15 protein-coding genes and 1 tRNA gene are annotated in these 13870 nt (G+C 68.9%); 8 read left to right on the top strand and 8 right to left on the bottom strand.

The genetic code is table 11. The annotated features are described in order from the left end of the window. Positions 1–65 precede the first annotated feature (65 nt). Together ACAG26_RS08445 and crp are read left to right on the top strand one after the other, a co-directional pair. Complete coding sequence (locus ACAG26_RS08445) at positions 66–374, top strand: hypothetical protein (RefSeq protein ID WP_370481225.1); 309 nt, start codon at positions 66–68, stop codon at positions 372–374. A gap of 104 nt (positions 375–478) precedes the next feature. Then, positions 479–1153 (top strand): cAMP-activated global transcriptional regulator CRP, encoded by a 675-nt coding sequence (crp, locus tag ACAG26_RS08440; RefSeq protein WP_059101725.1) that lies wholly within the window; start codon positions 479–481, stop codon positions 1151–1153. Positions 1154–1240: 87 nt separating this feature from the next. Here crp and ACAG26_RS08435 read toward each other — a convergent pair whose 3' ends face one another. Genes ACAG26_RS08435 through ACAG26_RS08425 form a run of 3 tightly spaced genes read right to left on the bottom strand, consistent with a single transcriptional unit; the run spans position 1241 to position 2634 of the window. Then, positions 1241–2017: an MBL fold metallo-hydrolase gene (locus ACAG26_RS08435; protein ID WP_370481139.1), complete on the bottom strand. Its 777-nt coding sequence runs from the start codon at positions 2015–2017 to the stop codon at positions 1241–1243. A gap of 3 nt (positions 2018–2020) precedes the next feature. Next, positions 2021–2476, bottom strand: coding sequence for a RidA family protein (locus tag ACAG26_RS08430; RefSeq protein ID WP_370481136.1), 456 nt, complete (start codon positions 2474–2476; stop codon positions 2021–2023). After that, a complete protein-coding gene (locus ACAG26_RS08425) occupies positions 2473–2634 on the bottom strand; it encodes a DUF4177 domain-containing protein (protein WP_095407091.1) in 162 nt (53 codons plus the stop codon). The genes ACAG26_RS08430 and ACAG26_RS08425 overlap by 4 nt, the downstream gene beginning before the upstream one ends. A 101-nt stretch (positions 2635–2735) precedes the next feature. On the opposite strand from ACAG26_RS08425, the gene ACAG26_RS08420 reads away from it, so the two are divergent. Together ACAG26_RS08420 and ACAG26_RS08415 are read left to right on the top strand one after the other, a co-directional pair. Further along, the gene (locus ACAG26_RS08420) at positions 2736–3767 is read left to right on the top strand and encodes an ArsA-related P-loop ATPase (protein ID WP_370481130.1); all 1032 of its coding nucleotides are present in this window, start codon (positions 2736–2738) and stop codon (positions 3765–3767) included. Beyond that, the gene (locus tag ACAG26_RS08415) at positions 3764–4912 is read left to right on the top strand and encodes an ArsA family ATPase (protein ID WP_370481127.1); all 1149 of its coding nucleotides are present in this window, start codon (positions 3764–3766) and stop codon (positions 4910–4912) included. Before ACAG26_RS08420 ends, ACAG26_RS08415 begins: the two co-directional genes overlap by 4 nt. Positions 4913–5038: 126 nt before the next feature. On the opposite strand, the gene ACAG26_RS08410 is transcribed toward ACAG26_RS08415, so the two are convergent. Next, on the bottom strand, positions 5039–5392 hold the full coding sequence (locus tag ACAG26_RS08410; protein ID WP_071026907.1) for a WhiB family transcriptional regulator: 354 nt from the start codon (positions 5390–5392) through the stop codon (positions 5039–5041). 324 nt (positions 5393–5716) lie between these two features. Here ACAG26_RS08410 and ponA2 point away from each other — a divergent pair, with 324 nt between their 5' ends. Then, a complete protein-coding gene (gene ponA2, locus ACAG26_RS08405) occupies positions 5717–8143 on the top strand; it encodes a transglycosylase/D,D-transpeptidase PonA2 (RefSeq protein WP_370481123.1) in 2427 nt (808 codons plus the stop codon). Positions 8144–8155: 12 nt separating this feature from the next. Here ponA2 and ACAG26_RS08400 read toward each other — a convergent pair whose 3' ends face one another. Genes ACAG26_RS08400 through ACAG26_RS08385 form a run of 4 tightly spaced genes read right to left on the bottom strand, consistent with a single transcriptional unit; the run spans position 8156 to position 11293 of the window. Further along, positions 8156–9694 carry a radical SAM protein gene (locus tag ACAG26_RS08400; protein WP_370481121.1) on the bottom strand — a complete coding sequence of 513 codons (1539 nt, stop codon included), beginning with the start codon at positions 9692–9694 and terminating at the stop codon, positions 8156–8158. 8 nt (positions 9695–9702) lie between these two features. After that, positions 9703–10086 carry a hypothetical protein gene (locus tag ACAG26_RS08395; RefSeq protein WP_370481118.1) on the bottom strand — a complete coding sequence of 128 codons (384 nt, stop codon included), beginning with the start codon at positions 10084–10086 and terminating at the stop codon, positions 9703–9705. 2 nt (positions 10087–10088) lie between these two features. After that, a complete protein-coding gene (locus ACAG26_RS08390) occupies positions 10089–10511 on the bottom strand; it encodes a hypothetical protein (RefSeq protein WP_370481115.1) in 423 nt (140 codons plus the stop codon). After that, on the bottom strand, positions 10508–11293 hold the full coding sequence (locus tag ACAG26_RS08385) for a prolipoprotein diacylglyceryl transferase (protein ID WP_370481113.1): 786 nt from the start codon (positions 11291–11293) through the stop codon (positions 10508–10510). The genes ACAG26_RS08390 and ACAG26_RS08385 overlap by 4 nt, the downstream gene beginning before the upstream one ends. Positions 11294–11430: 137 nt before the next feature. Here ACAG26_RS08385 and ACAG26_RS08380 point away from each other — a divergent pair, with 137 nt between their 5' ends. The 3 genes from ACAG26_RS08380 to ACAG26_RS08370 all read left to right on the top strand — a co-directional run bounded on the left by ACAG26_RS08380 (position 11431) and on the right by ACAG26_RS08370 (position 13834). Continuing rightward, positions 11431–12369, top strand: a complete 939-nt coding sequence (locus ACAG26_RS08380; RefSeq protein WP_370481110.1) for a metallophosphoesterase — start codon at positions 11431–11433, stop codon at positions 12367–12369. Then, a complete protein-coding gene (locus ACAG26_RS08375; RefSeq protein ID WP_370481108.1) occupies positions 12366–13472 on the top strand; it encodes a PLP-dependent cysteine synthase family protein in 1107 nt (368 codons plus the stop codon). The genes ACAG26_RS08380 and ACAG26_RS08375 overlap by 4 nt, the downstream gene beginning before the upstream one ends. Before the next feature lie 288 nt (positions 13473–13760). Beyond that, a tRNA-Pro gene (locus ACAG26_RS08370) sits at positions 13761–13834 on the top strand. The last annotated feature ends 36 nt before the right edge of the window (positions 13835–13870 follow it).

Raw genomic sequence — 13870 nt, 5'->3', positions numbered from 1 at the left:
ACCTTGCCCGTGTTTACTTGCTCCTTGTGTCTTGGTTGCTAGTGGCCGTCATCCCGGGGTTGCTGATGCTGGCCGCCATCGGACTGGAACGGCTGGAAACCGGCCTTAACGACGACACCGTCACGGCGGCCGACGTCGCGGAGTTTCTCGACCAGGCCGAAGCCGACGAGGTGGGCACGTTGGCCCGCGACGGGATGCCCGAAGCGCTCGAGTGCTTCCAGCGGCGCCGTCTCGAGCAGCTCGACACCACCCTGGACTGGATCCCCCCGGTGTCCCCGCCGCCGGCGGTCGGGCTCGGGGTGCCGGCCCGGCGACAGATACATTCACGGGCAAATCCGCAGTTTCGGCCGACTAAACAGGCCGATCGTGTGTAGCGTTGGCACGTCGGTCCGGGCCTACCTCTAGACTTAGATTCGCTAACCTATGTAGGGGTTGGCATGCGAGTTTTCACACATCAGAAGAGCACTTAAGGGGCAACGTGGACGAGATCCTGGCGAGGGCCGGAATCTTCCAGGGGGTTGAACCCAGCGCCGTCGCCGCGCTGACCAAGCAATTGCAACCCGTCGACTTCCCACGCGGACACACGGTGTTCGCCGAAGGGGAACCGGGCGACCGGCTGTACATCATCATTTCCGGCAAGGTGAAGATCGGCCGCCGGTCCCCGGACGGCCGGGAGAACCTGCTGACCATCATGGGCCCGTCGGACATGTTCGGCGAGTTGTCGATCTTTGACCCCGGCCCCCGGACCTCCAGCGCGACCACGATCACCGAGGTGCGCGCGGTGTCGATGGACCGCGACGCGCTGCGGGCCTGGATCGCCGACCGCCCGGAGATCGCCGAGCAGCTGCTGCGGGTACTGGCCCGCCGGCTGCGGCGCACCAACAACAACCTCGCCGACCTGATCTTCACCGACGTGCCCGGCCGGGTCGCCAAGCAGCTGCTGCAGCTGGCCCAGCGGTTCGGCACCCAAGAGGGCGGCGCCCTGCGGGTCACCCACGACCTCACCCAGGAGGAGATCGCTCAGCTGGTGGGCGCCTCGCGGGAGACGGTGAACAAGGCGCTGGCCGACTTCGCCCACCGCGGCTGGATCCGGTTGGAGGGCAAGAGCGTGCTGATCTCCGACTCGGAGCGGTTGGCGCGCCGGGCGCGGTAGATCGTTCCCATCGCGTCGAGATCAACGTTAGCGCGGCGTGTCCTCGGCATTTTCCTCGGTAGCGTCGATCTCGGCGCAGCCCGAGGGTCACCGACGCAGATAGTCCAGCTGGGCCTGCACCGACCATTCCGCGGCGCCCCACAGCTCCTCGTCGACGTCGATGTAGACGTGTTCGACGATCTGGCGCGCGGTGGCGTCCTCGCCGAGTTCACCCAGCGCGGAGCGCACCTGGTTCAGCCGCTGCTCACGGTGCGCGAGGTATCCCGACGCGACGGCGTCCAGGTTGGGCAGCTCCGGGCCGTGGCCCGGCAGCACCATCCGGGGGCCCAGGCCGCGCAGCCGGCGCAGCGACGTCAGATAGTCGCCCAAGCTGCCGTCCTCGGTGTCGATGACGGTGGTGCCGCGGCCCAGCACGGTGTCCGCGGTCAGCACCGCATCCTCGAGGACGAACGACAGCGAGTCGGCGGTGTGCCCGGGGGTGGCCATCACCGTGATCCGCAGCCCGGCGGCGTCGATCACCTCGCCGTCGGTCAACGGTCCCCCCAGGCCGCGTAAAAACCCGCTGCCCACCGCGCGCACGGTGGCCCCGGTGGCGTCGACCAGCTTGTCGATGCCGTCGGTGTGGTCGAAATGCCGGTGGCTGATCAGCACCAGCGCCACCCGGCCGACCTCGGCGACCCGCGCGATGTGCTCGGCGTCGTCGGGCCCGGGATCGACGATCACCACCTCGTCGCTGCCCGGCCCGCGCAGCACCCAGGTGTTGGTGCCGTCCAGCGTCATCAACCCGGGGTTATCGGCCAGCACCACCGAGGCGGTGGCGGTGACCGGTCGCAGCTGACCGTAGGCGGGGTGAGACAGCGCCACCGGTCACCCAACTTCGACGATCAATTCGACCTCCACCGGCGCGTCCAGCGGCAGCTCGGCCACCCCCACCGCGGACCGGGCGTGCGCGCCGCTGTCCCCGAACACCTCGCCCAGCAGGTTGGACGCGCCGTTGATCACGCCCGGCTGGCCGTGGAATCCGGGTGCCGACGCCACGAAGCCGACCACCTTGACCACCCGGGTCACCGCGTCGACTCCGACCAGCGCGTCCACCGCGGCCAACGCGTTGAGCGCACAGGTGCGCGCCAGCGCCGCACCCTGCTCCGGGCTGATCTCGGCGCCGACCTTGCCGGTGCCGGCGAGTTTGCCCCCCTCCATCGGCAGCTGGCCGGAGGTGTAGACGAGGTTTCCGGTGCGCACCGCCGGTACGTAGGACGCCAGCGGCGTCACCACCGGCGGCAGCTCCAGGCCGAGCTCGGCCAGCCGGGCCGACGCGCTCATTTCGGTCGTTTGAGGTAGGCCACCAGTTGCTCACCGGTCGGGCCGGGCATCACCGTGACCAGCTCCCAGCCGTCCTCGCCCCACTGGTCGAGGATCTGCTTGGTCGCATGGGTCAGCAGGGGAACGGTCGCATACTCCCACGTGGTCCGTTGGCTCATAACGTGAGCTTATCGGTAAGCCCGCAACGGCCTTGGCGCCCGGCGACGATGCGCGCCGCGGAGCGGCGTGAGGAGGAGCCGGGCAGCTTGGTTAGCATGCAGTGGTGGCACCCACACCGAGCGGCGACAGCCCTATTGGCTGGCCGTCGCGTTTGTCCAAGGCCCGCCTGCATTTCATCACCGGAAAAGGCGGTACCGGCAAGTCGACGGTCGCGGCCGCGCTGGCACTGGCGCTGGCCGCCGGCGGCCGCAAGGTGCTGTTGGTGGAAGTCGAAGGGCGCCAAGGCATTGCGCAGCTCTTCGACGTCCCCCCGTTGCCGTATCAGGAGCTAAAGATCGCCACCGCCGACGGCGGCGGCCAGGTCAACGCGCTGGCGATCGATATCGAGGCCGCGTTCTTGGAATACCTCGACATGTTCTACAACCTGGGCATCGCCGGGCGGGCGATGCGCCGGATCGGGGCCATCGAGTTCGCCACCACGATCGCCCCGGGCCTGCGCGACGTGCTGCTGACCGGCAAGATCAAGGAAGCCGTCATCCGCCTGGACAAGGGCGCCAAGAACAAGCATCCGGTGTACGACGCGGTCGTCGTCGATGCGCCGCCCACCGGCCGCATCGCGCGGTTCCTGGACGTCACCAAGGCGGTGTCCGAGCTGGCCAAGGGCGGCCCGGTGCACTCCCAGGCCGACGGCGTGGTCAAGCTGCTGCACTCCGATCAGACCGCGGTGCACCTGGTGACGCTGCTCGAGGCGCTGCCCATGCAGGAGACCATGGAGGCGATCGACGAGCTCAACGAGCTGGAACTGCCGATCGGCAGCGTCATCGTCAACCGCAACATTCCGGCCTATCTGGCCCCCGACGACCTCGCGAAGGCCGCCGAGGGGGTGGTCGACGCCGACGCGGTGCGGGCCGGGCTCACCGCCGCCGGGATCACGTTGAGCGACGACGACTTCGCCGGCCTGCTGACCGAGACGATCCAGCACGCCACCCGGATCACCGCCCGCGCCGAGACCGCCGAGCAGCTGGAGCGGCTGCATGTGCCGCGGTTGGAGCTGCCGATGATCGCCGACGGCGTCGACCTCGGCAGCCTTTACGAGCTCTCCGAAATACTTGCCCAGCAGGGGGTTCGATGAGTCCCAACCCGACCAGCAAGCCCCCGGCCCTGGACGTCGGCGCGATCCTGTCCGACACCAGCAACCGGGTGGTGGTGTGCTGCGGTGCCGGCGGGGTGGGCAAGACCACCACGGCCGCGTCGATGGCGCTGCGGGCCGCCGAATACGGCCGCACGGTGGTGGTGCTCACCATCGACCCGGCGAAGCGGTTGGCGCAGGCGTTGGGCATCAACGACCTTGGCAACACCCCGCAGCGGGTGCCGCTGCCCGACGAGGTGTCCGGCGAGCTGTACGCGATGATGCTCGACATGCGCCGCACCTTCGACGAGATGGTGATGCAATACTCCGGACCCGAACGGGCACAAGCGATTCTGGACAACCAGTTCTATCAGACGGTGGCCACCTCACTCGCCGGTACGCAGGAGTACATGGCCATGGAGAAGCTGGGTCAGCTGCTGGGCGAGGACCGGTGGGACCTGGTGGTGGTGGACACCCCGCCGTCCCGCAACGCGCTGGACTTCCTGGATGCGCCCAAGCGGCTGGGCAGCTTCATGGACAGCCGGCTGTGGAAGCTGCTGCTGGGTCCCGGGCGCGGCATCGGGCGGCTGGTGACCGGCGCGGTCGGGCTGGCGATGAAGGCGCTGTCGACCGTGCTCGGATCCCAGATGCTGTCCGATGCCGCGGGTTTCGTTCAGTCTCTGGACGCCACCTTCGGCGGGTTCCGGGAAAAGGCGGACCGCACCTACGACCTGCTCAAGCGGCACGGCACCCAGTTCGTGGTGGTGTCCGCGGCCGAGCCGGACGCGCTGCGCGAGGCGTCGTTCTTCGTCGACCGGCTCTCGCAGGAGCGGATGCCGCTGGCCGGCTTGATCCTCAACCGCACCCACCCGCTGCTGTGCAATCTGCCGGTGGAGCGCGCCATCGACGGCACCGAGACCCTGCAGGACAAGGCGGACACCGACGATGCCACGACGCTGACGGCCGCGGTGTTGCAGGTTCACGCCAACCGCGGTTCGACCGCCAAGCGGGAGGTCCGGCTGCTGTCCCGGTTCACCGGGGCCAACCCCCACGTCGCGATCGTCGGGGTGCCCTCGCTCCCGTTCGACGTCTCCGATTTGGAGGCGCTGCGCGCGATCGCCGACCAGTTGACGTCTGCCGCCGGCTGAGGACTCGACGCGCATCGAGCACGCGCATCGAGATCGACGCTACCGAGGCGCCTTCTCGAGCTTTTCCGCGCTGGTGTCGATCTCGGCACTAAGACGACCTTAGAACCCGCTAGGACCTAAGCAGAGTTAGCCAGCGCTGCGGTGCTTGCGCTGTACAGCGAAGAAGTCCGCCCACGACACCACCTCGGGGTGCTGCTTGAGCAGGGCGCGGCGCTGGCGTTCGGTCATCCCGCCCCAAACCCCGAACTCGACGCGGTTATCCAGCGCGTCGGCGCCGCACTCCAGGATCACCGGGCAGTGGCGGCAGATCACCGCGGCCTTGCGCTGGGCGGCGCCGCGGACAAACAATTCATCGGGGTCAGTAGTTCGACACAGGGCCTTGGACACCCAGGCGATCCGGGTCTCGGCCTCGGCGCTCTGGACTGCAGTGCGAGTGGTTGCTGTGGTTGTCCTTCGCGCCATGGGCCGTGTAGCTGACACCAGCGATCCTTCCTCCTGGCCGCCGCACGGGCGGCTCCCCTACTCCGGCGCAGACGCTGGATGCGATCTACGCCACATTGCGCAGGTCAGTGTTACCTGAGTCGCACTGTGTGTCTAAGTTAGGTGGTCAGCTCGCATTTGCGCAACAGTTTCAAAGCCCCTTTTTTGGGACGGGCGTCCCGTCCGATCATGATGGCGGCCCCGGGCAGCGGCGATTCGCCGTGAGCGGCGCGGTTATCTGGTAACGCCGCGGAAAATTTCGTCGGACGCTCTGTTCGGGGTCATCTCTGGGGTGCCGCTGGTGGCGTCGCTAGTGTGGTACCCATGTCGGAGCGCCCCCCGGCCGGACTCACGGTGATCAAGCTGGCCGGGTGCTGTCTGCTTGCCGGCGTCCTGGTCGCAGCTTTGCTCTTTCCGGCCGTAGGCGGAGTCGGGCTGATGTCCAACCGGGCCTCCGACGTGGTGGCCAACGGGTCGGCCCAACTGCTGCAGGGCGAGGTGCCCGCGGTGACCACGATGGTCGACGCCAAGGGCAACACGATCGCCTGGCTCTACTCGCAACGCCGCTTCGAGGTGCCCGGCGACAAAATCGCCAACACCATGAAACTGGCAATCGTCTCAATCGAGGACAAACGGTTTGCCGAGCACAGCGGGGTGGACTGGAAAGGCACGCTGACCGGGCTGGCCGGGTACGCGTCCGGCGACTCCGACACCCGGGGCGGGTCGACGATCGAACAGCAGTACGTGAAGAACTACCAGCTGTTGGTCACCGCGCAGACCGACGCCGAGAAACGCGCGGCCATCGAAACCACCCCGGCGCGCAAGCTGCGCGAGATCCGGATGGCGCTGACGCTGGACAAGACCCTGAAAAAGCCGGAGATCCTGACCCGCTACCTCAACCTGGTGTCATTCGGCAACGGCGCGTTCGGCATCCAGGATGCCGCGCAGACCTATTTCGGGGTGGACGCCGCCGAGCTGAACTGGCAGCAGGCGGCCCTGCTGGCGGGCATGGTGCAGTCCACCAGCGCACTCAACCCCTACACCAACCCCGAGGGCGCGCTGGCCCGGCGAAACGTGGTGCTCGACACCATGATCGAAAACCAGGCCGGGCCGGTTAACGAATTGCAGGCCGCCAAAGCCGAGCCGCTGGGCATCCTGCCGCAGCCCAACGAGCTGCCGCGCGGCTGCATCGCGGCCGGCGACCGCGCCTTTTTCTGCGATTACGTGCAGGAATACCTGGCCCGGGCCGGGATCAGTAAGGAGCAGGTGGCCCGCGGCGGTTACCTGATCCGCACCACGTTGGATCCCGACGTGCAGATCCCGGTCAAAGCCGCCGTCGACCAATTCGCCAGCCCGACGCTGGAGGGCGTCGCCAGCGTGATGAGCGTGATCAAACCGGGCAAGACCAGCCACCAGGTGCTGGCGATGGCCAGCAACCGCACCTACGGGCTCAACAGCGATCTCGGCGAAACCATGCGGCCGCAGCCGTTCTCGCTAGTCGGCGACGGCGCCGGGTCGGTGTTCAAGATCTTCACCACCGCGGCGGCGCTGGAGATGGGGATGGGCATCAACGCCCAACTCGAGGTGCCGGCCCGCTTCCAGGCCAAGGGCATGGGCAGCGGCGGCGCCAAGGGGTGCCCGAAAGAGACGTGGTGCGTCCTCAACGCCGCCGGCTATCGGGGGTCGATGAGCGTGACCGACGCGTTGGCCACCTCGCCGAACACCGCGTTCGCCAAACTGATCCAGCAGGTCGGGGTGCCGCGCACGGTGGACATGGCGGTCAAACTGGGGCTGCGCTCCTACACCGACCCGGGTACTTCCCGCGACTACGACCCGGACAGCGACGAGAGCCTGGCCGACTTCGTCAAACGGCAGAACATCGGGTCGTTCACCCTGGGACCGATCGAGGTGAACGCCCTGGAGCTGTCCAACGTCGCGGCCACCCTGGCCTCCGGCGGGGTGTGGTGCCCGCCCAGCCCGATCGACAAGCTGATCGACCGCGACGGCAACGAGGTTGCGGTGACCACCGAAACCTGTGATCAGGTAGTGCCGCAGGGGTTGGCGAACACGCTGGCCAACGCACTGAGCAAGGACGCCCAGGGCGGCGGAACCGCCTCCGGCGCAGCCGGTGCCGCGGGCTGGGACCTGCCGGTGTCGGGGAAGACCGGGACCACCGAGGCGCATCGGTCCTCCAGCTTCGTGGGCTTCACCAGCCACTACGCCGCCGCCAACTACGTCTATGACGACTCCAGCACACCGACCGATCTCTGCTCGTTCCCACTGCGGCACTGCGGTGACGGCGACCTGTTCGGCGGTAACGAACCGGCCCGCACCTGGTTCACCGCAATGAAACCGATCGCCAACAGTTTCGGTGAGGTGAAGCTGCCGCCGACCGATCCGCGGTACGTGGAGGGCGGCCCCAACTCGAAGGTGCCCAGCGTCACCGGCCTGGAGGTGGACCAGGCCCGGCAACGGTTGACCGAGGCCGGTTTCCAGGTCGCCGAGCAGCCCAACTGGGTCAACAGCAGCTCCAAGTCCGGCACGGTGGTCGGGACGGCTCCCAACGGCCAGACGATTCCGGGGTCGATCATCACCATCGAGGTCAGTAACGGCATCCCGCCGCCACCGCCCCCGCCGCCGGTCAATCTGCCGCCGGTGGAGATGACGGTCGTGGAGATCCCGGGGCTGCCGCCGATCACGGTGCCGATCATGCCGCCACCCCCGGGCGAACCCCCGCCCCCGCCGCCGTAACCGGCTCGAGGATCAGCGCACCACCGGCAGCAGCCGCCCGGCCGCCACGGCCACCCGTTGACGGCTCAACTGGGGCCAGGCCTGCACGGCGCAAAACGGTGCGCACTGATCTTGGGTGGCGCGGGTACCGACGTGCACGCAGCACTGCACCAGCCGCTCCTCGAGCATCGTCGAGAGATCCATGAACGGTTTGACCGTGAGGCGGACCATCCGCTCACCGAACAACCGGCGCAGCTTGTGCCGCCGCCCGGGCAGCGCGGTGGCGGCCAGGGTCAGCAGGGTGGACATGCCCAGGTCGCAGTTCTCGCAGATGTTGCGCCAGATCTGAGCGAGCTGCGGGTCGGACAGCGAGGACCGCTCGGACAGCAGACCCAGCAGCGATTCCCGCACGGCCAGCTGCAACCCGCGCGGCAGTTCGGCATCGGCGATCCGGTTGGCGACCAGTCCCAGCTGCTGTTTGAGCCGGTCGTGGCCGATCAGCGCGACCAGGGAGCGCCACTGGTTGGTGTCGTCGCGCAGCAGGTAACCCACCGAGCAGCAGTGCGGGTGCGAACACGGCAGCGCGGTCAGGTCCCGCCAGCCGACCAGGCCGGCGGTCTGCGGGGCCAACCGCTTGAGCACCCCGGTATGGGTGAGCCGGTCGAGCGGATCGATGCGTCCCGAGCGTCCCGAGGAGAACTGCGGCTGAATCGACACCCCGCCCACGAACGGGGTGTCCAACGCCACCTTGATGACGTCACCGATCTCGCCGTCGTTGACCCCCAGTGCCGCCGTCATCACCAGCGTGGTGAAGATCTCGCGGCGCGAAAGCCGGTGCAGGGCGGCCTGCTTGGTGCGCCGCAGGTCGCCGCCGCGGTGATGGTGGTGGGCGGCCAGGCTGTGCCCGTCGTATTGCAGGTACACCTCGACCCGCTCCCGGTGTGCGGTGAGCAGGTCCAGCAGGCCGTCGTCGGTGGCGATCCGCACCCCGTTGCTGTTGACCAGGATCCGGGTGATCGGCCGGGCGGTGAGCTCGGTGAGCAACTCCGGCAGCTGCGGATGCAAGGTGGGTTCGCCGCCGGACAGCATGAGCACGTCGAGCCGGCCGTTCTCCCGGTCCAGCCGCTGATCGACGTTGGCCAGCACCTCCTCGATCGCGACCACGTTGCGCAGATCCGGTGAGGAGTCGGTGAAGCAGGTCGGGCAACGCAGGTTGCAGGTTTCGGCGATGTCCTCCAACAGGATGCAGGTGTGCTGGGTTTGCATTTCGGGCAGGCCGCGTAGATACGCCGCCGGGATCGGGTCGAAGTTGCCGGGGGTGTCCGGCGTGTGGGCCTTGCTCGGTGCGGTCCACTCCTCCAGGTAGGCCAGGATCTCTGGGTCCTCGTCGTAGAGGGTGCGGACCAGCCCGTGCGCCGGGCAGCCCCGCTCCAGCCAGACCCGCCCGTCCCGCTCGGCCAGCCAGCCGCTGAGCCGGGCAACGTCGCGCAACGGGCGGTCCGGCTGTTCGGTGTGGCAGTGCGGGCAGAAGGCGTTGACGTAGCGCAGTATCCGGTCGCCACGCAGCTCCATGCCGTTCATCACAGATACCCATACATGGCCGGGTTCACGCCGGTGCACAAGCCCACCGACAGGATCGACGCGATCCCCCACCCGATCATCAGCCCGAGTCCCAGGCCCCTCGCCCGGGGTGTGTGCACCGCGAGCAGCGCGCCACCGACACCGAACGCGATGACGGCGAGCACCACCGCGTTGGTGAGGCCAACGACCGTTTTCGAGGCCACGTGGGAAACGGCGTTCACGACGGTGAACCAGACGACCACATTGATCACGAAGTACAGGAATGCGCCGACGACCGCGAACCCGACGACCTCCCCCGTCGACTTGCGTGGTGGCGGCTGCCACCCGGGGTGTGGCGGCCAGCCGCCGGGTGGCGGCGGTCCCGGGGGTGGTGGATTGCTCATCTCTAACCCTCCATCAGTTCGGTGCAGGCGCGCGCGATCTCACCCACCACGCCCACGGTCAGCGCGACGACGGTGGTGAGCGCCCAGCCGATCATCAACCCGCAGCCCAGGCCGGTCGCCCACGGTTTACGTACCGCCAGCAGCCCGCCGCCGCCGGCGAACGCGATCACGAACAGGCTGATGGTCCCGATCCGGAAGCCGGGCGCGATGAATCCGACCACGACGTAGATCACTGCGGCGAGCAGCACCCCGGCGGCGGCCATCCCGAAGATGGTCAGGGTTTTCGCACCGGATCCGCGTGGCCGCGGCGGTGGGCCGGGGTAGGGCGGGTACGGGTAGCCGTAGGGCGGGTAGGGATACCCGTACGGCGGCTGCGGAGATGGTGGCCGCCGCTCCGGGTCCGGCGGTGGCGGCGGGGCACTCACGCCGGTGCCTCCTGCCGTCGAAGCACCGCGTCGTAGTAGCCGTGCCGGTAGCCGTAGCTCAACCGGAACCCGACGACGATCAGGGTCGGCAGCAAAAACCACTGCGGCCGGGTCAATCCCAGCCAGACGGTGTCATTGGCTCGGACGAATTCGACGGCGAACCGAAATACCGCGTAGCCGGCGATGTAGAGGACGAACAGTTCCCCGGGCCGGGTGATCCCGCGGCGCAGCCACAGCAGCGCCGCGAACGCCGCCAGCTGGAAGGCGATCTCGTAGAGGAACGACGGATGCATCGGCTGACCGGTCAGGCAGCCGGGGCAGTGCGGTGTGGTGGCGGGCGCATGGATGCCCCACACCAGCCCGGTGGGCCGCCCGGGCGCCTCGGTGAGGTGGCAGCCGATCCGCCCGATGGCCATGCCCAACGCCACCGCGGGGGCGAAAAGGTCGCCGGTTTTTCCGCGGAAGCCGCCGATCCGCTTGGCCAGCAGCACCCCCAGGTAGGCGCCCAACAGCCCACCCAGGATGCTGCGGGAGCCGAACTGCCAGGCCTGCATCAGGGTCGGGTTTTCCCGCAGGTCGAGGTGGCGGGCCCAGCCGGAGAGTCGCATCCCCACCGCGCCGCCGACCAGCGCACCGGTGACCGCGACCAGGGACTGTTCGGTCAGCGCGTCGCGGCGACGGGCTTCGGCGAAGAACACCGCCGTCGCGGCCAGCACCCCGAGGCCGACGAACGCGCCGTGCACGGGCAAAAGCAGCGGGCCGATCCGCCACTGCGGCATCACCCCGCCAGCCTATGCGGGGCGAACGGCAGCGCTGGCCGAAACCGACCCGATGCGCAACGTCGGCCCAGATCGTTGCGCGGGGCGTCACGCCCGTCGACGCCGCGCAGTAGGCTGCCAACATGTCTGCACCACCCGCTGTGACAAGGTCCGCCGCCGCCGTTCTGGGATCGGCCGCGCTCGGGATCGGCTACGCGTCGATCATCGAACGCAACGCGTTCGTGGTGCGGGAAGTGACGATGCCGGTGCTGACCCCCGGCTCGTCGCCGCTGCGGGTGCTGCACATCAGCGACATCCACATGCGCCCACAGCAGCGCTACAAGCAGGCCTGGCTGCGGGAGCTGGCGCGCTGGGAACCCGACCTGGTGGTCAACACCGGCGATAACCTGGCCCACCCGAAGGCGGTGCCGGCGGTCGTCCAAACGCTGGGTGAGCTGCTATCGGTGCCCGGCGTCTTCGTGTTCGGCAGCAACGACTACTTCGGCCCGCGGCTGAAGAACCCGGTGAACTACCTGACCAAACCCACGCACCGCACCCACGGGGAGCCGCTGCCCTGGCAGGACCTGCGGGCGGCGTTCTCCGAACGGGGCTGGCTGGACCTCACCCACAACCGGCGCGAGTTCGAGGTGGCGGGGCTGCGGATCGCGGCGGCCGGGGTCGACGACCCGCACATCAACCGGGACCGCTACGAGACCATCGCCGGCCCGGCCAGCCCGGCCGCCAATTTGCGGTTGGGGTTGACCCATTCGCCGGAGCCGCGGGTGCTGGACCGGTTCGCCGCCGACGGCTACCAGTTGGTGATGGCCGGGCACACCCACGGCGGCCAGCTGTGCCTGCCGTTCTACGGTGCGCTGATCACCAACTCCGGTTTGGATCGCTCCCGCGCCAAGGGGGCGTCGCGGTGGGGGGCGCACATGGCGTTGCACGTGTCCGCCGGGATCGGCACCTCCCCGTTCGCGCCGCTGCGGTTCTGCTGTCGCCCGGAGGCCACCTTGCTGACGCTGGTGGCGGCGCCGACCGGCGGCCATGACTCGGCGACCACCCTCGATCGATCGCAGCCCACCGTTTCGGCGCGTTGACGCCGCAGACCCGGCTCGCCGCGCACGCGCGGCCGCGCGACTGGACCGACAACGCGATCCGGTTGATCGAAGCCGACGCCCGGCGCAGCGCCGACACCCACCTGCTGCGCTACCCGCTGCCGGCGGCGTGGGGCGCCGAGGCCGACGTCGCGCTGTACCTCAAGGACGAGACCACCCACATCACCGGCAGCCTCAAACATCGGCTGGCCCGCTCCCTGTTCCTCTACGCGCTGTGCAACGGGTGGATCGGTGCGGGTACCACCGTGGTCGAAGCGTCGTCGGGTTCCACGGCGGTGTCCGAGGCGTACTTCGCAGCGCTGCTGGGGCTGCCGTTCATCGCGGTGATGCCGGCCTCCACCAGCGCCACCAAGGTGGCATTGATCGAAGCCCAGGGCGGCCGGTGCCATTTCGTGCACCAGTCCGGTGAGGTCTACGCCGAGGCTGAACGGCTGGCCGCCGAGACCGGCGGGCATTACCTCGACCAGTTCACCAACGCCGAGCGGGCCACCGACTGGCGCGGCAACAACAACATCGCCGAGTCGATCTATGTGCAGATGCACGATGAGCGCCATCCGATCCCGGACTGGATCGTGGTGGGGGCGGGCACCGGCGGCACCAGCGCCACCATCGGGCGCTACATCCGCTACCGGCGACACGCCACCCGGCTGTGCGTGGTGGACCCGGAGAACTCCGCGTTCTTCCCGGCCTACGCCGAACGCCGCTACGACCTGGTCACCGGCGGGTCGTCGCGCATTGAGGGCATCGGCCGGCCGCGGGTGGAGCCATCGTTTCTGCCCGATGTGGTGGATCGGATGGTGTCGGTGCCCGACGCCGCGTCGGTGGCCGCCGCCCGCCATGTCAGCGCGGTGCTGGGCCGCCGGGTCGGGGCGTCAACGGGCACCAATGTGTGGGGGGCGTTTGGGCTGCTCGCGGAGATGGTCGCCGCGGGGCGCAGCGGATCGGTGATCACGCTGCTGGCCGATAGCGGCGACCGCTACGCCGACACCTACTTCTGCGACGACTGGGTGGCGCAGCAGGGGCTGGACATGGCCGCGCCGGCCGCGACGCTCGCCGCGTTCGAGCGGTCCGCCGCCTGGGAGTGATCCTCCTCGGCCGTCTTCTCCGGGGAGGTCGCCGCCAGCCAGAGCGCGGCCAAGCCGAAGAATCCGCCGTACACCGCGGCGCCCAAAGCCGTCATGATCCGCTCCTCTGCCCCGACAACAGCGTTATTAGCCAGTCTGCCTAACGTCGCTGGTCGATGCCTATATGCCACGCCCAACTGTGGGCCATCAGTTGCGCGGTCAGGGATGTGATCTACGCCGCGCCCGCGCAGCGGGGCACCGCATTTGGTGGGTGGGCCCGCCGGTGCGATAGGCTGTCGAGGCTTCACGCGGGGTGTGGCGCAGCTTGGTAGCGTGCTTCGTTCGGGACGAAGAGGTCGTGGGTTCGAATCCCGCCACCCCGACACTTGTCATCACGGCAGCGGGCTCTGACCGATCCG

The organism is Mycobacterium sp. pUA109 (assembly GCF_041287095.1).
Classification (GTDB): Bacteria; Actinomycetota; Actinomycetes; order Mycobacteriales; family Mycobacteriaceae; genus Mycobacterium.
This window is presented reverse-complemented; position numbering and strand designations above follow the sequence as displayed.

What these genes read in the sequence shown, in the direction of transcription:
- ACAG26_RS08445 (WP_370481225.1), top strand. Translation starts at nt 66, where the DNA reads ATGCTGGCCGCCATCGGACTGGAACGGCTGGAAACCGGCCTTAACGAC.
- ACAG26_RS08430 (WP_370481136.1), bottom strand. Translation starts at nt 2,476, where the DNA reads ATGAGCGCGTCGGCCCGGCTGGCCGAGCTCGGCCTGGAGCTGCCGCCG.
- ACAG26_RS08425 (WP_095407091.1), bottom strand. Translation starts at nt 2,634, where the DNA reads ATGAGCCAACGGACCACGTGGGAGTATGCGACCGTTCCCCTGCTGACC.
- ACAG26_RS08415 (WP_370481127.1), top strand. Translation starts at nt 3,764, where the DNA reads ATGAGTCCCAACCCGACCAGCAAGCCCCCGGCCCTGGACGTCGGCGCG.
- ponA2 (WP_370481123.1), top strand. Translation starts at nt 5,717, where the DNA reads ATGTCGGAGCGCCCCCCGGCCGGACTCACGGTGATCAAGCTGGCCGGG.
- ACAG26_RS08400 (WP_370481121.1), bottom strand. Translation starts at nt 9,694, where the DNA reads ATGGAGCTGCGTGGCGACCGGATACTGCGCTACGTCAACGCCTTCTGC.
- ACAG26_RS08395 (WP_370481118.1), bottom strand. Translation starts at nt 10,086, where the DNA reads ATGAGCAATCCACCACCCCCGGGACCGCCGCCACCCGGCGGCTGGCCG.